The 16,675-nt window shown below is 68.8% G+C and carries 18 protein-coding genes and 1 pseudogene; 11 read left to right on the top strand and 8 right to left on the bottom strand.

What is annotated here, in order from left to right; translation table 11 throughout:
* Positions 1-236: 236 nt before the first annotated feature.
* The 6 genes from JIW86_RS00350 to JIW86_RS00375 are packed head-to-tail and all read left to right on the top strand — an operon-like array spanning position 237 to position 5,567.
* Entirely contained in the window at positions 237-761 is a 525-nt protein-coding gene (locus JIW86_RS00350; protein ID WP_257551960.1) for a hypothetical protein, read from the top strand.
* Positions 652-1,302: a hypothetical protein gene (locus tag JIW86_RS00355; RefSeq protein ID WP_257551961.1), complete on the top strand. Its 651-nt coding sequence runs from the start codon at positions 652-654 to the stop codon at positions 1,300-1,302. Before JIW86_RS00350 ends, JIW86_RS00355 begins: the two co-directional genes overlap by 110 nt.
* Positions 1,299-1,913 carry a hypothetical protein gene (locus tag JIW86_RS00360; protein WP_257551962.1) on the top strand — a complete coding sequence of 205 codons (615 nt, stop codon included), beginning with the start codon at positions 1,299-1,301 and terminating at the stop codon, positions 1,911-1,913. The genes JIW86_RS00355 and JIW86_RS00360 overlap by 4 nt, the downstream gene beginning before the upstream one ends.
* Entirely contained in the window at positions 1,844-2,068 is a 225-nt protein-coding gene (locus tag JIW86_RS00365; RefSeq protein ID WP_257551963.1) for a hypothetical protein, read from the top strand. Before JIW86_RS00360 ends, JIW86_RS00365 begins: the two co-directional genes overlap by 70 nt.
* Positions 2,053-2,886, top strand: coding sequence for a hypothetical protein (locus JIW86_RS00370; protein WP_257551964.1), 834 nt, complete (start codon positions 2,053-2,055; stop codon positions 2,884-2,886). The genes JIW86_RS00365 and JIW86_RS00370 overlap by 16 nt, the downstream gene beginning before the upstream one ends.
* Positions 2,868-5,567, top strand: a complete 2,700-nt coding sequence (locus tag JIW86_RS00375; RefSeq protein WP_257551965.1) for a DEAD/DEAH box helicase — start codon at positions 2,868-2,870, stop codon at positions 5,565-5,567. The genes JIW86_RS00370 and JIW86_RS00375 overlap by 19 nt, the downstream gene beginning before the upstream one ends.
* On the opposite strand, the gene JIW86_RS00380 is transcribed toward JIW86_RS00375, so the two are convergent.
* Positions 5,539-6,267 (bottom strand): hypothetical protein, encoded by a 729-nt coding sequence (locus JIW86_RS00380; RefSeq protein ID WP_257551966.1) that lies wholly within the window; start codon positions 6,265-6,267, stop codon positions 5,539-5,541. The two genes, JIW86_RS00375 and JIW86_RS00380, sit on opposite strands and share 29 nt — an antisense overlap.
* A gap of 234 nt (positions 6,268-6,501) precedes the next feature.
* On the opposite strand from JIW86_RS00380, the gene JIW86_RS00385 reads away from it, so the two are divergent.
* Together JIW86_RS00385 and cutA are read left to right on the top strand one after the other, a co-directional pair.
* Positions 6,502-6,921: a hypothetical protein gene (locus tag JIW86_RS00385; RefSeq protein ID WP_257551967.1), complete on the top strand. Its 420-nt coding sequence runs from the start codon at positions 6,502-6,504 to the stop codon at positions 6,919-6,921.
* Positions 6,922-7,064: 143 nt separating this feature from the next.
* A complete protein-coding gene (cutA, locus tag JIW86_RS00390) occupies positions 7,065-7,631 on the top strand; it encodes a divalent cation tolerance protein CutA (protein ID WP_257551968.1) in 567 nt (188 codons plus the stop codon).
* A 96-nt stretch (positions 7,632-7,727) separates the two neighbouring features.
* On the opposite strand, the gene JIW86_RS00395 is transcribed toward cutA, so the two are convergent.
* Entirely contained in the window at positions 7,728-7,985 is a 258-nt protein-coding gene (locus JIW86_RS00395; RefSeq protein WP_257551969.1) for a hypothetical protein, read from the bottom strand.
* A gap of 170 nt (positions 7,986-8,155) precedes the next feature.
* Here JIW86_RS00395 and JIW86_RS00400 point away from each other — a divergent pair, with 170 nt between their 5' ends.
* Positions 8,156-8,497, top strand: coding sequence for a hypothetical protein (locus JIW86_RS00400; RefSeq protein WP_257551970.1), 342 nt, complete (start codon positions 8,156-8,158; stop codon positions 8,495-8,497).
* A 71-nt stretch (positions 8,498-8,568) separates the two neighbouring features.
* Positions 8,569-9,525: a phosphotransferase family protein gene (locus JIW86_RS00405; protein WP_257551971.1), complete on the top strand. Its 957-nt coding sequence runs from the start codon at positions 8,569-8,571 to the stop codon at positions 9,523-9,525.
* A 190-nt stretch (positions 9,526-9,715) separates the two neighbouring features.
* On the opposite strand, the gene JIW86_RS00410 is transcribed toward JIW86_RS00405, so the two are convergent.
* The 4 genes and pseudogenes from JIW86_RS00410 to JIW86_RS00425 form a co-directional block, all read right to left on the bottom strand.
* Complete coding sequence (locus tag JIW86_RS00410) at positions 9,716-10,552, bottom strand: glycosyltransferase (RefSeq protein WP_257551972.1); 837 nt, start codon at positions 10,550-10,552, stop codon at positions 9,716-9,718.
* A 123-nt stretch (positions 10,553-10,675) separates the two neighbouring features.
* Positions 10,676-10,825 carry a hypothetical protein gene (locus JIW86_RS00415; protein ID WP_257551973.1) on the bottom strand — a complete coding sequence of 50 codons (150 nt, stop codon included), beginning with the start codon at positions 10,823-10,825 and terminating at the stop codon, positions 10,676-10,678.
* Positions 10,822-12,210 carry a hypothetical protein gene (locus JIW86_RS00420; protein WP_257551974.1) on the bottom strand — a complete coding sequence of 463 codons (1,389 nt, stop codon included), beginning with the start codon at positions 12,208-12,210 and terminating at the stop codon, positions 10,822-10,824. The genes JIW86_RS00415 and JIW86_RS00420 overlap by 4 nt, the downstream gene beginning before the upstream one ends.
* 52 nt (positions 12,211-12,262) lie before the next feature.
* Positions 12,263-13,520 (bottom strand): annotated as a pseudogene (locus JIW86_RS00425) (nucleotide sugar dehydrogenase).
* 66 nt (positions 13,521-13,586) lie between these two features.
* Here JIW86_RS00425 and JIW86_RS00430 point away from each other — a divergent pair.
* Entirely contained in the window at positions 13,587-14,360 is a 774-nt protein-coding gene (locus JIW86_RS00430) for a glycosyltransferase family 2 protein (protein ID WP_257551975.1), read from the top strand.
* A gap of 136 nt (positions 14,361-14,496) precedes the next feature.
* On the opposite strand, the gene JIW86_RS00435 is transcribed toward JIW86_RS00430, so the two are convergent.
* Entirely contained in the window at positions 14,497-15,399 is a 903-nt protein-coding gene (locus tag JIW86_RS00435; RefSeq protein ID WP_257551976.1) for a TauD/TfdA family dioxygenase, read from the bottom strand.
* 793 nt (positions 15,400-16,192) lie between these two features.
* Positions 16,193-16,600, bottom strand: a complete 408-nt coding sequence (locus JIW86_RS00440; RefSeq protein ID WP_257551977.1) for an ATP-binding protein — start codon at positions 16,598-16,600, stop codon at positions 16,193-16,195.
* Positions 16,601-16,675: the final 75 nt, after the last annotated feature.

A 16,675-nucleotide genomic window follows, 5' to 3' on the forward strand; every position in this document is an offset into this window, starting at 1 on the left:
GACGTCTCGACTGGACGAGCTAGGACACCCCCATCCTCGAACGCCGCGATGACTCTCCGCGACCGCTCCCCAAGATCTGTGCCAGAACCCACAACCCGTGAACAAAGCCAGCCGGCACGTCGCCCCGGATCACGGTTGTGCAAAAGGTCATCGCACCGGCCGGAGCGCCCAGGCTGTCCGTGTCCGTGAGGTCGCAGCACGCCCCCGGCCCGCCCGAGGGGTACATATGTACCGGTGTGACCCGACTCCAGTGGGGGCGCATCGTGGCTTGTGCTGCCCAGATCGTCACCAGCTATGACGAGGTCGGCGGCTGCACCCTCCGACAGGCCTACTACCGACTCGTCGTCGAAGCGCTGATCCCGCACACCGCGCCGACGTACCGGCACCTGTCCGCCCGCCTCGCCCAAGCCCGCCGCGAGGAGCAGTTCCCCGACCTCATCGACCCGCTGCGCGAGGTCCACGTGCCAGCGGCGTGGCCGAACGCCGACGCGTTCCTCCGGGCTGCGCCCGATTGGTTCGCCCTGGACCGGACCGCCGACCAGGCGACCGCCCTCTGCGTGGCCTGCGAGAAGGACACCCTGCGGGCACAACTCACAGGCTGGCTGGGGCGCACGGGCATCCCCGTGCTCGTCGTCCGCGGGTTCGGCAGCCGTGGTCGCCCCGCTCTCCTTCGCCGGGCTGACGGACTTCTGGGCGGTCGTCGCCGAGGAGGTCGACGACTACCGCGTCGACCGCCAGGGCGGCCAGCCCGTCCGGCTTGAGCTGTGGTGCGAGACGGCAGGCATGGTCCCCCAACTGACCAGGATCGGAGCCGAGTTCGGCATCGCCTGTTCCTCCGGCGGTGGCTTCGACGGGCTGTCGGGCAAGCGCGACGCGGCCCTGCGAGCGATGGAAGGAGACCGCAAAACCGTCGTACTCCACCTCGGTGACTACGACCCGAGCCGTGAGCATCTGTTTAGCTCGCTCGCCGAGGACGTGATCGCGTTCGCCGAGGCTTCCGGCGGCGAGGTGGCCTTCGAGCGGGTCGCGGTCGCCCCCGAGCAGATCATCACCTACGGTCTGCCGACTGTCCTTCAGCGGCGCGGACCGCTCGATAGGGTGACCTTGCCGAGGGCCACCTCGGCCCCCAGCGCCCAACCGGTACGGCGCGGGTGGTCTGGGACGAGCAGGGGGTTCGGGTGGCGGACGTTTCGCCCGCGCAGGCGCTGGCCCGAGCGACGGCCGTCGGTGGGCGGGTGGCCGATCTGGTACGACGGGAGCCCCGAGGAGATGACCAGACGTGCCGCTGGGAGCTCGTTGTGACCCTCAGCGGCAGCCCCGAGGACCGGGCAGCCGCCGGGTGGATCGTCGCCGACGAGATCATGCGGGAACGCACCGGTGGGCGCGAACGCAGCTACGGAAAGTGGCTTGACGCCACCTTGAACGGGGTGAAGCTGACCGGGAAGGACCACGTTCTGGTGGAGCACTTCGCGAAGCCCGTCTTCGAAGCGGCAGCCGCGAAGAAGGAGCACAACCACGGGCTGGCCGGGTACGTGGGCGAGTGGCTCTGGTACCTCCTGACCCGCGACCTGCCCCAGGATCCAGCGCGCTCCGTGGAGATCCTCGGACCGCCGAAGGCCGCCGTCAACGACGGAGGCGGCGACGGACTCATCGTCTACCGGGAAGACGGAACGGCCCGGGGCTTCTCCTTCCGCCTGTGGGAGATGAAGAAGTACACCGGGAAGGCGAATCGGCCGGATGGGGCAATCTACAAGGGCTGGACACAGCTCAGCACCAGGGGGCGACCTACCTGGGAATGCTCTCCTGGGGCGACAAACTGCTCGCTGACGACACCCGGGAGTTCGTGGGCAGTCTGGCCGAGCAGTGGGTCGATGAGGAGAAGTCGGCCGGCGCCGGCGTCAGCGTCGCGCTGAACGCCACGGCGATCCCGACGAAGGCCTTCCACCTCGCGCACGAGCACTTCACTACCCACAAGCACCCCGGCGCGCTGCAGGGCCTGGTGGTGGCGATCGACGATCTGGAGGGCTTCGCCCATCAGGTGAGGAAGTACGTGTGGACCGCACTCTAGATCCGGCTGTACTCGCGACTGCCCTCGGCGAATACCGCCCCGGCGGGGTCCTGCCCTCGGCGCAAGAACTGCTGGCGGCCATCACCCAACTGGAGATCGCCGCCTTCGGCAGAACCCAGGAGATTCCGGACGATGTGCTGGCGACGGCGTGGCTCTTGCACGGACTGGCCGCGGTCGAGCCCGAGACTCCCGGGTTCGACCCGATGCGGACCCGGCAGGCCCTCGCGGTCAGCGCGCACGTGATGGACCTGGCCCTGGCCGACGAGCGACACTCCCCGACCGAGCGGCTGAGGATCGCCTTCGCCGCCCAGGCCGGGTACCGCCGGTGCGAGCAAGAGCCCAACGCCACCGCCGTCTACCGCCAGGTCAAGAACCTGGTGAACTTCACTTCCTCGCTCCCGGCGCACATCGACACCCTGGCCCTGGAGGCCGGTGTTGTGTTCCTGGCATTCGACCGGCCCGACCTAAATCGGGTCCTGTCCGCCTGGCGTCGGCAGTTCGCGGAGCTCCGTGAGCTGTTGGACGGCGATCCGCTCGCGGGCACGATGTACGGACCTGCCGAAGCCGTCGTCGAAGCCGTCCACCTCCTGCGCCTGTACCTCTCGTTCGGCGATCCGGATCGCCTGCAGGATGCACAGGATTTGTTGGGCAGCGTGCTCGACGGCCAGGCCGGCCGCAGTGACCCGCCCGCTCGGTGGGTCGCGGCCCACCTCCTCGGCCTGAGCGGCGAGATGGCCGCCAGCAGCTTGTACACGCTGCTCCCGGGGGAACTCCGGATGCGGTCGCCCGGACCTTCGCGATGTCCGATCCGCCGGTGATGACCCTGTGGCGCCCGCAGCGCCAGTTGCTGAACCTGGAACGGGGCAACCCGGTCGACCCCGCCACCAGCCGGAGCCTGATCAGCGTGCCCACCAGCGCGGGTAAGACGCTGATGGCCCAGCTGGTGATCTGTTCCCACCTGGCGCAGAAGCCCGGCCGCGTGGTCTATGTGTCGCCGATGCGCAGCCTGGGCCGGGAGATGCGGGCCGCGCTGCGGGGCCGGCTGCGGCTGCTGGAACGCAAGCTGGTCGCCGAGCAGCCGGACTTCCCGCTCGCCGACGGCAGCGGCTCCCTCGTCGGGGACGTGGACATCGTGACCCCGGAGCGGCTCATGCACATGATCCGCAACAACCCGGGCGCAGCGCTGGACGAGGTCAGCCTCATCGTCGTCGACGAGGCCCACCACCTCGCGCAGGGCCGGCGCGGTTTCGTACTGGAGAGCCTGCTCGCCCTTCTGCGGACCCGCTCCGACACCCGGCTGGTGCTGCTGTCTGCCGCTGTCGGCAACCGGGGTGCCCTGGCGTCATGGCTGGATCCGGCGCGGCCGGCGGAGGAGGTGTATTTCACCGACGACTGGCGCGGCCCGAGGCGCCTGCACGGCCTCATGTACCCGAAGCTGCTCAAGGGCCAGGCCGAGCGCACCCCGCGCAAGCCGAGCAAGAACCAGCCCTCCACCACCCGGGCCACTGTGCCGGTGGCCCCCCGGCTCGACATCCGGCCGACCGCCACCAGCGGCACCTTCGGCCTGACCATCCCCAGCGTCGGCACCAGGGCGTACGCCTCCCCCAACTCCTGGCAGTGGAAGGCTGCCACCAAGCTCACGGGCGGTATCGCGGACTACGAGGTGTTCGCCGCCGGCGCCGCCGCCCTGACCCGGGCCGGCAGCGTCCTGATGGTCGTCGCCAGCAAAGTCATCGCCAGGAACGCCGCACGCGCCATGGCCAAGCACCTGGACATCCGCCCCAAGGCGGCGGCGCTCACCGAGTTCCTGGCCGAGACCCTCGGCGAGCAGCACCCCCTGGTCGACTGCACCCGCCACGGCGTCGCCTTCCACCACGCCGACCTTCCCGACGACGTCCTCCACGCCGTCGAACAAGGACTTCGAGACGGAGACCTGCTGGCCATCGCCAGCACCACCACCCTCACCGACGGCGTCAACCTCCCGGTGCGCACCGTCATCATCAATCACACGGTCGAGGGTGATCCCGCACGCGGGAACCAGCACGGCCTCAGTCCCGCGAAACTGCTCAATGCCATCGGCCGGGCCGGCCGGGCCGGGCGCGAGAGCGAGGGGTGGGTCATCCTCACCCGCCCCTACCCGCCCCAGGCCGCGGAGTTCGAGACGCTCACCCCCGACAGCGAGCGGCTCACCGTCACCTCCGAACTGCTCAGCGAAGACGCCCTGCGGTCACTGGCCCATGCCGAGCTGCAGCTGCAGAACTCGCTCGACGGCCTGTTCGGCGTGATGGGAACCGTAGCGGCCGACTTCGCCGCGTTCGTGTGGCTCGTCCTGCAGACCCACGCCGAGACCCTCCACGCGCCCGGCGACCGGCTGGACTCGGTGCGGTCGCTGCTCGCGATGGAACAGGCCGACGACCCTTCGGTCCCGGCCCGCTGGATGGCGCTCGCGGAGAAGGTCACCGCGGTCTACGACGCCACCGACCCCGTCTCGACCCGCCGGTGGGCCAGCACCGGAACCAGCATCGGATCCGCCCGCTTCCTCGACCAGGTCGCTCGACGCCTCGCGGAGCAACTCGTCGCCTACGCGGTCCCCGAGGACACCCTGGACGAGATCAGCGTCTTCTTCGGGCCGCCCGAGTGGCCGCTGGAGCAGACCTTGGACTTCCTTGCCGAGCAGGGCGCCTTCAAGAACCTTCTGCTGACGCCTGAGGCCCGCGGGAGCTGGAAGCTCACCAACGAGCAGAGCAAGAGCCTCACATTCGACGTGCCGATCGACAACGCGGTCCGGGACTGGATCTCCGGCACCTCCATTCCGGAACTGGCCCGCACCTGGATGCCCGACAGCATCCCGTCCCATCCCCAGATGCTGGAGCTGACCGTCCAGAGCATCAAGCAGGCATTCGAACACGCGATCAGCTGGACAGCCGGAGCCCTAGTCAACCTCGTCAACACCCACCCCCTGCTGACTCCCACCACGCCCCGCCTGTTCGCACAAACGGCCTGGCACATCCGGCACGGCGTCGACACCGAGCAGGCCATCACGCTGCTGACCTCCGGCATCACCTCCCGCCGCCTGGCCCACCAGATCGGCCGCGCCGCGGCCGAGGCCGGCATTGGCTCCGGTCAGCTCCGCACCTGGGTCGCCGATCAGCAGATCGACGGCTGGACCACCGCGTACAAGGCCAACACGTACGAGATCGAGGACCTCCTCGACTATGTGAGCAAACCAGCCAACCCGCTCAACGAGCTGCTGCGAGGCCGTCCCGTGACGATCCCTGTTGCACGGGTAGGCCCGGGCACCGGAGACGGGCCGGTCACCCTGACCCACCCAGGCAAGAAGCCGACGACCATCAGCGTCAACCGCGACGGCAACCAGATCGCCGCCATCCCCGCCGCCCGGCATCACGCTGTCCTCACCCTGATCGACAGCGGTCTCGACCTCACCCACCACCTTGAGGCCGGGCAGCTTGTCACCACCTTGGCCATGGCCAGCCTGTAGGGCGCCGAGGGTTGGCCGGCGCCGGGCGGGTTTGGCCCCCCGGTGACCTACTGTTCCGGGTCGTCAGCAGGGCGGTAGACAGCTCGATCGGTGTCCAGGCGCTGGAGGATGCCGTCTGCGGCGAGCTCGCGCAGGATCTGCCGGGCGCGCTTCTCGTCGACGGCGTGGCCGATCTCGTGGAGCGCGGCGACGGAGCGCTGCGCGTCCCACTCCCGCCCTCGCCGGTGATTGCCTCGGCGAGGCAGTCCTTCTGGCTGGCGAGCTCGCCCTGCTGGTGGGTGGCGACAGCGGCCTGAAACGCGGGAAGGGCACCAGTGCGGATGCGGTAGCCGGCGACCTTTCCGAATCCGGGGCCCTCGGCGAGGAGGGGCGAGACCTGGTCCGCGACCCACCAGTTGCGACGGACGCCGCGCTTCAGCGCGGCCTTGAACGCGCCGCTGCTGCCGGTGAGCTTGCCCTCGCCGTGCGGACCGCGCAGGACATCGGCCGGCACGTAACCGTCCTCGCGGGTAGCGGCCTCGCGCAGGATGCGCTGGGCGGTGGCCGGCAGGGAGAGATAGTAGCGGGAGGCGGTCTCCGGGTCGGCCCAGTCGGTTGCCGGCCCGGCGGTCTTCAAACTGCCGGCATGTTCGCCGAGCAGAGCCAGGAGGGCCCTCTGGAAGGCGGGATCGGGGTCCTCAACGATCAGGTGGAGTTTCACGTCATTCCCTTGCCGGGAGAAGCGAATAAGGGCACACCTTGCGAGCGGGACTGTAGTGCGGAGGGTGCACGCGATGCAAGCGCCTAATCTCGTTTTCCTTGCACTGGAAGACGTGAGATTGGGCGTGTGGCGCATCCATGGCTGGCCGTGGCGTACAGGTGGGTGAATCGCTCAGCGCCCCGTGCACCACAGGTGTTGCATCGGCTATGGTCGCGCCGACGGCTTCTGAGCTGCGTGGATTCGAACCGCGCGCTCGCGGCGCCCCGGAGAAATGTCGGTGACTTCGACGCCTCGGGCGCCGACATCGAACGGGACTGGGTAACCCGCACGGCCTGCTGGAGCCACGTGGAGCGCGTCCTGCTCACGCACGACCAGGTCCGCGAGTACGAGCTCCCCGCGGCCACGGGGAAGGCCGGCGGCCCGCGCTGGACGGGGTTCGCCCGCCGGTACGCGCTCGACGCCGACAGGCCGGTGCAGTGGGAGGTCGAGGCGCTCGACCCCGCCGAGCTCCAGCGCCTGGTCCTCGCCGCCGTCGACCCCTACGTCGATCAAGCCGTACTCGGCGCCCGTATCGCGGAGGAAGAGCGGCAGCGGGGCCAGCTCAGGGCGTTCGCCGAGCAGTGGCCCGCCGAGGGCCCGCCGGACGGCAAGTGACCGCTTGTGTAGCCGGATCAGGTGACCGTGACGCGCACCCTGGTTAGGGATTTAGCTGGTCAGACTGCCTGCCAGCCATGGCGGTGCAGAGACCCAGACCGTAATCTCCACAGACACACGACCGCCAGAAAGGGGACAGCGGCGTGACGGAGATATTTGCACGGCAGCGAATGCTGGGCGCGCGGATCAGAGCGCGGCGCCGCGAGACGGGCGTCAACCAGGCTGCGCTGGCAGAGGCGGCGGGCAAGGCGCAGAGCTGGGTATCGCGAATGGAACGCGGCGCGGCTCCGCTGGAGTTCAGCCAGCTTGAGGCGATCGCCAAGGTGCTGGGCTGCAGAGCGGCTGACCTCCTCCCGCCGCCAGCCAGTTCACCGGCACCTCCCAGGTGGAAGAACCGCGATTTCGTCGTACTTTCGAGCGTTCACGCTTCCGAGGCCAACGCCCGGGAAGTTGTCGGTGGGGCGCTGCGCGAACGGCTGGCCGCTGGCGCTCAGATCTACCCTGTCGTTTCCGCGCGAGACGCCGACGGGGAGGTTGTGTTCGCGACGGAGTGGAAGGCTGAGCTCATGACCCGGGCCGATCTAGTTGAGCCGCTCACCACCTTCATGACGCATCAGTCCCATCACGTCACTGGGGTCGTGGGCGTCACCATCAGTTCCGGCGCTCTCCCTCATTTGGACTGGGTGAACACCCAGACCACCTCGGACTGAGGCCATCAGGCTTGATGCCCGGTACCGGTCGGCTCTGATGGTGGGCGAAATTGTGCGATCCGCACGCCGGGAGGCATCGGTCCTTCGGGGCTGCCCTCAGGTGACCGTGATACGCAGGATGTACGGCTGGCCGGCGCTGATGGCCCGCGCCTGTTCCTGGAGGTCCGCGTCCGTGAAGCCGAGCAGTGCGTCGTCGGCGGCCCGCCGGAGGAGGGGAAGGATCTCGGTGACGGGTCGGCCGCGACCTGCCCTGGCGAGCTCGGCGAAGGCCCGCTGGTAGGGGGCGCTGTACGTGCCCGTGCTGTCGGCCAGCAGCCGGTCAAGGTGCTGCCTGCCGACGCTGATCTCGCCCATGGCCTGCTCCTCGCGTTCTCAGGGGCCCATCCGGTCCGGACCCTCGCCTTGGACGCTACGAGGTCGGTCTGACACTCCCCGGACCGTCCAGCTCTGCAGGCGCCCCGAAAACCCTTGTGTAGGAATTCCTACGAGTGTAGCTTTTCGTAAACACTCTTCATGGAGGCCTCGTGACCGCGCGCATCGTCTTCGACCTGCCCGGCGCCTCTGGCGAGTCCCACACCCTCGACCTTCCCGACGACGTCGCCATCGCCCTGTACGGCGGCCTCACGAACAGTCCCGACGTGATCGAACCCGCGGCCGAGGACTTCGAGGAGCTCATCGCCTCCACTAGCCTGCTGAGTCGGCTCATCACGCACCTGACGCTGTCCCGCGAGCGTCACGTCGCGGCGGCCGACGCCACCAGCCCGCACGCCAACCGCCGGGCCATCGGCATCGCGGCCGCGATGCAGCCCTCGCAGCTCTCCGTCGTGCTGGAGCGCAACGGCCGGCCCCGCAGCCGGAGGGGCTGAACCTGCGGCCCCCTCGGCCACCTCGACAAGCAGTCAGCCCGGCTTCCGCTCACAGCCCGGAAGGAAGTCCCGTGGAACTCCACGTCATCGAGCGGTCCGCCAACGCCTTTCAGCAGGGACTGACCGATCGCCAGATCCTAGCGGTCGCCCGACGCGCCTTCGGGCCCGGCACCGAGGTCCGTTCCGCGACAGAGCTGGGCGGCGGCATGTACAACACCACCTACCGCATCGACCTGGCCGGACACCAGGAGCCGGTCGTCCTGCGGGTGGCGCCCGAACCAGGCCGTCAATTCCACTCCGAGCAGGGGCTCATGCGCTCGGAGTACGCGTCGGTGCCGTGGCTCGCGCCGATCGCCGAGCTGATGCCGCGGGTCCTGGCGTCCGACTTCACCCAGACCGTCATCGGCCGGGACTGGATGATCCAGTCCCTCCTGCCCGGTACCCCGGCGCCGGAGCTGCTCGGGTCGTATCCGAAGGGGACCCACGGGGCGTTCTTCCGGCAGATGGGGGAGATCACGGCGGCCGTGCACGTGGTGGCGGGCCCCCACTTCGGGCCGGTTACCGGCCCCGGGCACGACCGTTGGAGCTCGGCCGTCGTCGCGTCGCTGCACCTGATCGCCGAGGACGTCGAGAGCTGCGGCTTGGATGCGGCCGACCTGCGCAAGGCCGCCGACGCCGCCCAGGCCGGGGCCGGGGTCCTGGACGAGGTCACGGTGCCCCGGCTGTTGACCGGGGACCTGTGGACGGTGAACACCATGCTCGCTGCGGCCCCGGTCCCGACGATCTGCGGTGTCCTGGACATGGACCGCACGTGGTGGGGTGACCCGGAGGCGGACTGGACGTTGCGGATGGCCCGGGCCAAGCAGGACGCGCGCCTGGCCTTCTTCGACTCCTACGGCCGTCCGGAAGAGACCGAGGCCGGCGCGTGGCGGCGCCACGTGTACGAGGTGCGCCATCTCGGCGCGCTGCGCCTGGAACGTCACCGCCTCGGCAACCACGGCGGCGTCCAGGAGTCCTACAGGAGGTAGCCCGGGAGGTGGCCGCACTCACTGCCTGATACCGAGGCGCGCCTCTCTGAGGGAGGCGCGCCTCTGCCGGGGTTCCTGTCACCTGGGTGGACGGCCCGCTCGAGGACAGAGGCGACAGCCCGTGGGTGGACCAGGCCGGCACGGGCGAGACGGGTCTGGTCGCTGGCTCGGTCGTCTCGAAGCATCGAGGTTAGGAGGTAACGCGGAGCGTCAGTTCGCGGAGTTGGCCGCCGGTGGTCGTGATGTCGTATCGGCGCGCGTTGTTGATGGCCGCCTTGGTCAGGGCCTTGCGCCGGTGGAAGTCCCGGCCCAGCTCGTCCAGGGCCACGGCCAGCGAGCGCGGGTCGCCAGGAGTGTAGGGAACGCCAGCGCTCCCGAGGATTTCCCTCACACCGGGCAGATCGGAGTAGGCAACCGGAAGTCCGTGGACCTGGGCCTCAATGAGGACGAGCCCGAAAGCCTCCAGACCTCTGGTCGTGAAGACGAAGGCGTCGAAGTTCGGCAGGCGGCGCCACGGTTCAGGGCGGGGCAGGAACGGATCGAAATGAACCCGGTTGCGGAGCCCGAGTTCGATAGCTCGCTGTTCCAGATGCTCCCGCAGGATTCCTTCGCCGATCACGGTCAGGTGGTGTGGCTGATCGGTTAGAGCGAGGGCTTCGACGGCGGTGATCGTGGATTTGTTGTCGTCCAGACGGCCGGCGTGCACCAGAGACAGGGGTCCGGTTCCGGTGGGCGGTTGATCTCGTACCCGGGCATCGCTCAAAGGGATGCCCCATGGGATGACGGTGAGTCGGTCGGTGAATCGGCGTCCGGTGAGTCGGTCGATGCGGTCGGCGAGGGCGGAGGTCGGGGCGACGATCGCGGCGCTTGCGGCAGCGACTTCATTCATGACCTCGCGTTCCGATGCGCTGCGCTCGGCGACAATCACGTCGGGGCCGTGGGCGATGGCGATGATCGGGGTGCTGCCAGCAGTGCGGGTGAAGGCCAGGCTGAGAGCGGAACCCGAGGTACTGAGCGTGGATGGCATCCGGCCGGGTCTTCTCGATGAGCGCACCGACCTCACGCGTCAGCTCGTCAACGTAGGGGTCGAAGAGTGGGCCATGGGGTCGTTTGGTCGTGCAGAGGGAGATCAGCTGATCAAACGCAGCCTTCAAGCCTGATCGACCGGTGCCCTGCCCAGGAAGGTCGTGTGGATTTCAGGCATCGCGCCGTAGAGATCGTTGACGAGGATCATGCTCCCGGACGAAGGTTCGCAGGTGCGGTTGATGCCGGTCAGGATGTTCAGGAGCCTGGTGGTCATGCGGGTACCCCGTTCATGGGCGACCGTCGGGTGGGGATCGGTGATCGGGCTACCGGGGCCAGCTCGACTCGTGATCCGTCGGTGGCGTCGTGCGTCGCGCGCTGGCGGGGTGGTGCCCACCACGACGCGAGGTGCGGGGTGAGGACGGCCGTGATCTCGTCGTCCGGGTGCAGGTAGCCCTTGCTGTCTTGTTGTGCCGTCCATACTCGGACTGCGGATCGGGGGTAGGCGGGATTGATCCCTATTTCTCCCTTGGGGATGACTCCGTTGAAGGGGGTGGGGATTCCTTCGTTGTTCCAGTAGTCCCACGCCTCCAGCGCCTTGGATTTCTCGAAGCAGTGGTACAGGTGCTGGTAGCGGGGCATGTACCGGATCTCGCGGAAGATCATCTGGCCGATCAGTCCGGGCGCGGCCTTCTGGAGCGTGCTGAGATCGGCGCCCTGGAAGGTGACCGCTGCGGCGTCCTGGGATGGGTGCAGCGCAGTTTGGGCGAACAGGTGGGACAGTCGTCGCCGGACGTAGTCGGCGGCTCCTGGGCTGAGATGCGGTTCTATGCCGTCGATGAGCTCGATGAGCCGGTGATGGCGTGGATTGAAACGGGCTAGGTCGAACAACTGGTCCATGCCGTCCACGGCGGCGAAGGCGAGCCTCTTGTAGAGCCAGTTGTTCAGCTCTCCTGCCTGGGCGTAGGTCTTGGTCTCCGGAGTAGCGGAGTGGAGCATCAGGTATTCGGACAGAACCTCGAAGTAGAGGTAGCCGAGGAACGGCACGTGGGCCACGGCGTCGGACAACTGGTCGATGAACTCGGGTGCCGGAGTGGCACGGCCGGCGGCGTTGCGCAGGGCGACGTCGAGGAACACGGCCGCGGCGCGCAGCCCGGCCAGCACGGCGCGCTCGAGATGGTCGTTCTCGGCCGGGGTGAGGAAGCTCTGGTAGCGCCGGTAGGTACGCAGGTGGATGGCGCCGAGATGCAGGTAGTCGACGCCCTTGGGCCGGATCAGGGCGTCCGGGGTGACCTCGAAGATCATGGGCTTGGTGGAGGGCTTCGTCCGCAGCAGGTAGGCACCGAGGTTGTGGGGGCGTAGTCCCTCGCGCTGACTGGCGAGAGGCGAGCAGTACAGGGCTCCGACCAGGCATCCGGTGGAGACGTGCAACTGCCGGCTGGTGCGGATGGCGTCGATGTCCCTGGTGACGTGCAGCAGGTACATCGGCTTTCCGCTGACGAGCGCTTCGGCCATGGCGTTGTATCGGATCAGCCAGCCGTTGGGGGTTGAGCGTTCCAGGTAGTGGCGCCAGTCGCTCTCACTTTCCGCCAGCGAGGCAGGAATTTGACGCTGCGCAGGCATGGTGTAGTCCGTGTGGGCGTGTTCCCATTCGTCGCGCAAGAGAACTCCCGGGGATGGAGGATCGGCAGCGGGTCGAGGGGATCTCGAGAAGCTAAAGAGTCTCGACGTTCACTCCGGAAAGGCGGTTCCGGCAGTCGAGAACATAGGTCGCGTATTCCTCGATCATCGGGAGGTCGAATCGGGTGTGGTCCATGAGCAGCACCACGGCGTCAGCGGCCGCGACCTCCTCCGGGCTCGCATCGACCCGGGGGACGTTCAGCTTGGTGTCGTCGCCGTCCGGGATGTTGGGGTCGGCGCCGCGGACCTGGGCGCCGAGGTCGGTCAGGAGTTCGGCGACACGTGCCGAAGGTGAGTTGCGGAGGTCGGTGGCGTTGATCTTGTAGGTCAGGCCGAGCAGCAGGATCCGGGATCCGTTGACGGGCGTGCCGCGCTTGTCGAGTGCTTCCACGAGACGCCGGACGACGTAGTCGGGCATGTGGCGGTTGATGTCGTCGGCGAGTTCCACGAACCGGAAACGGGTGCCGAGCTCCCGGTGGACCTTCCAGGAGAGGTACAACGGGTCGACCGGCAGGCAGTGTCCGCCGATTCCCGGCCCTGGGGTGAACCGCGTGAAGCCGAAGGGCTTGGTCGCGGCGGCGTCGATCGCTTCCCAGATGTTCACGCCAAGGGAAGCGGCCAGCATGGCCATCTCGTTGACCATGGAGATGTTGACGAACCGGAAAGTGTTCTCGATCAGCTTGGCCATCTCGGCGACCTTGGTCCCGGACACCGGAACCGTGGTCTGAAAGATGCCGTCGTAGAAACCCTTGATCACATCGAGTGATTTGGCGTCGATTCCGGACACCAATTTCGGCGTCCCGTGGAACGACCAGCGCTTGTTCCCCGGAGCGATACGCTCGGGACTGAAGCCGGCCAGGAAGTCCACCCCGCCTTTGAGGCCCGAGGTCTTCTCCAGGATCGGTAGCAGCAGTTCCTCGGTGGTGCCGGGATAGGTCGTGGACTCCAGGACCACCGTCGCGCCGGGGCGAAGGTGCTCGCCCAGGGTCCGGGCGCAGGACTCGATGTAGGTCAGGTCGGGCACGCCGTCCCGCAGCGGGGTCGGCACGGTGATCACCGCGATGTCGAAGCCCGGCCAGCGCGGCAGCGTCGACGGTCGCTGAGTAGGCCCCTGTGTCCAGGACCGCGCGGAGTCGCGAGGAGGCCACGTCCTCCACGTAGGACTGGCCGGCGGCGAGCTGCTGGACGCGGTGCGGGTCCACGTCGTAGCCGACGGCACGGTGACCCACCTCTGCGGCGCGTACGGCCAGTGGAAGCCCTACGTAGCCCTGGCCAGCGACAACTATCTGCATGGCAGCTCCTACTCGATTGCGGTGCTTGAATGGACCGTCGTTCCTGGTCTGGCAAGGAGAAGCGCTGTGCCCCTGGTGTCTGTCGTGATGCCCGTGTACAACTCAGCAGCCACCCTCGGCGCAGCCGTCCGATCGGTGCTCACGCAGACCCACAGTGACCTGGAGCTGCTGGTCACCGACGACCAGTCCTCCGATGGCTCCATGGACCTGCTCCGCGAGTTCTCCGAGCAGGATGAGCGCGTCCTGCCGGAGTCGGCACCCGAACGGGGCGGTGCGGGCCGGGCCCGCAACCTCGCGATCAAGCGGGCCCGCGGGGACTACATCGCCTTTCTCGACAGCGACGACATGTGGCTTCCGGAGAAGACCGAGAAGCAGCTCGCCTTCGCTGCGGAGACCAGTGCGCCTTTGACGTTCACCTCGTACTTCAAGATGGACGCCGACTACGACGGCGAGAGCACCGACTGGATCCCGAACGGGCGGGTGGTCCGTGCGCGGGAGCACGTGGACTACCGCGCGATGCTGGTCCAAGACCACATCGGTGCTCTCACCGCCATGTACGACCGCAACGCCTTGGGCACGAGGCTGATGCCGGAGATGCTCAAGCGCCAGGACTACGCCCTCTGGCTGTCGATCATGCGGGACGGCGCTGACGCCCGGGGCCTGGCTGAGCCGCTTGCGGTGTACAGGGCCCACCAGGCGGGATCGCTGTCCTCCAACAAGATGTCCTTGGTCAAGTACAACTGGTCGCTGTACCGCGAGCACGAGCATCTGTCGGTCCCGCGGTCGACGCGGGCGCTGGCCGGCGCTGTGTGGCAGTCGCTGCGCAACTCGCGCATCTAGATCCGTGCACGGGCCCGGGGGCCCGGTGCGCGACCCTGCCCGGGGTGCCCGACCGGGCCCACTCCGTGGCCGTGCCGTGTGCTGGGGGGCTGGATCCGGGGGCGGGACTCGGTGGGTCACGGGTGCCGTCGGCCGGCTACGCGGCCGAGCCGACGCTGGCCGGCGCTCGCAGGAACAACTGGAGGAGCAGGCGCCGGTCGGCGGCGGGGACGGTCTCCTGGCCGCTGTGGAGCGCCTCGCGGCCGTGCAGGAATCGGCGCTGATTCACGATGAGGTAGTCCCCGGGCTGGAGCATGAAGGAGACCTGACCCCGGACGAGCTCCTCGGCGAGCTCCCGGGCGGCGTCGGCATGCGCCTGGCCGAGCTTGGACCGCTCCAGCATCTTGGCGGTGAACCGGACGAACCCCTCGCCCGGGTCGGAGCCGTCCAGGATCGGAAACGGCGTGTATTCCTCGCCGACGCCGTGCAGGTCGAAAAAGGTCCCGTAGGTGTAGGCCGTCTCGGCCAGGAGCGCGCGGCTGTTCTCCGACAGCCGCGCCACCGCCGCGTGGGCGTCGGAGAGGATGCTGGGGCCGCCGCCGAGCGGGTCGGCACGGACGCACAGGAGCGTGGTGTAGTCCGGGGGCAGGGTCCCGTTCACCAGGTCCATGTGGAAGGCGTTGTACCCGATGCCGCTGGACTTGCCAGGGTCTTTGTCGACCTTGACCCCGATGTCCTTCCACAGGGGCCACCGCGGGAAGGGCGAGAAGGGGACGGCCACCTGGGCCGCGAAGGCCGTCGCCAGCCGCAGGAACCGGTCGTCGTCGCTCCCCAGCGCCTTGGCGAGGTTCCCCAGGCGCAGCACGGCGCATCCGCCGCCCTCCCCGGTCAGCGCGTGGCGCAGGGTAGCGGCGGTCTCCTCGAACCGCGGGGTGGCCATCAGCTCGGTCCGGTACTCCTCCATGGCGGACTTCGCCAGGGACGAGCCGTCCAGTTTCCACGGCGGGAGAGGAAGGTCGATCAGAGCGGCTTCGAGTTCGCTCGGGATGTCGATGAACACGCGGAGCATCCTGTCTCTTGGGGTCTTCGGGGTGTTGCTCGGGTGCTGCTGTCCTCCGGGCGCCGAAGGCGGTCCGACAGCAGGTGGGTCTCGTCGGGCCGTGGGGCCTCGGGGTCGTGCCTGTCGCCAGGGTCTCCGGAGCTGGCGGTGTGTCGCGGGCTGTTCGAGGTGGGTGCCGGAGTCGGGTGGCCGCCCTCGCCCGTCTGCGTACCGATCCATGCCGGTGGCCTCCTGCTGTGTCGCGCGGGGCCGTGCGCCCCGGGCGAGCCGCCGGTCGGACAGGCCACCCGCAGAGCACGGGCTCGTCAGCGGTGCTCCGGCGCGTCCTCTCGGTCGTGCCTGCCGGCACGAGGACGTAGGCGCGGTCGCCGGTGAAGTCGGTCAAGAGGGAGCCCCGGGCCGGGATTCTGGCCGGTGACGGCGCGGGCCTACAGGCGCCGCGCTGCCGCCGGAGTTCAGGAGGCGGGGAGAGTGCGGGATCCACAGCGGCAGGCCCGCGCGTGTAGCCCGTGCTGCCGGTCCGGGGATGAAGCTGTCCGCCGTGTCGTTGGCCGGCCTGCGGGACGGCTGTGCTTCGGCGGCTGCATGGTCCGGGATGGTGATCGAGGAGCCGACAGGGGTGGCACCGTCGGCCTGGTCGGCGCAGGAGAGGGCGAGGACGGCCAGGCCGAGCACGTTGCCTGTCGTCAGCAGCAGTCCGGCGATCGTGTTCCCGTCCGGCCGCCGGGCGTGCGGCGCTTCCGGGGCGGGCTGAGGTGGGTGGGGCCGTGTAACTCGCCCCAGTCGTCGGTGCTCACGACGGCGCCTTGTCGGTGGTGAGTTCGACCCAGACCTGCTTGCCGGTGGCGAGCCGATCGCTGCCCCAGCCGGTGGCGAGCTGGTCGATGAGCTGGAGCCCGCGGCCGGCTTCGGCGTCGGCATCGGGGACGGCGGGCGCCGGAGTGGCGCGGCTGGTGTCGGTGACGACGATGCGTACGCGGTCGGGTTGGCGGGTGACCGAGACACCGACCCGGCCGGTGCGGGTGTGCCGGATCGCGTTGGTGACGAGCTCGGACACAATCAGCCGTGCGTCGTCGACTAAGTGGTCGAGGCCCCAGGTGTGGAGATAGAGCGTGACGTCACGTCGGGCGCGAGAGGGTGCGGTGTCGCGAGGCGGGTAGCCGTCGCTGTAGCGCTGGGGTCCGGTGGGTGCTGCTTCCACGTCTTCAGGCAGGGCGCCGGTCACCGGCCAGCCCTGCCAGCGTCGGGGTTCTGTATGACCGGAGCGATGAGTCCG

It is taken from the genome of Streptomyces sp. NBC_00162 (genome assembly GCF_024611995.1).
GTDB lineage: Bacteria > Actinomycetota > Actinomycetes > Streptomycetales > Streptomycetaceae > Streptomyces.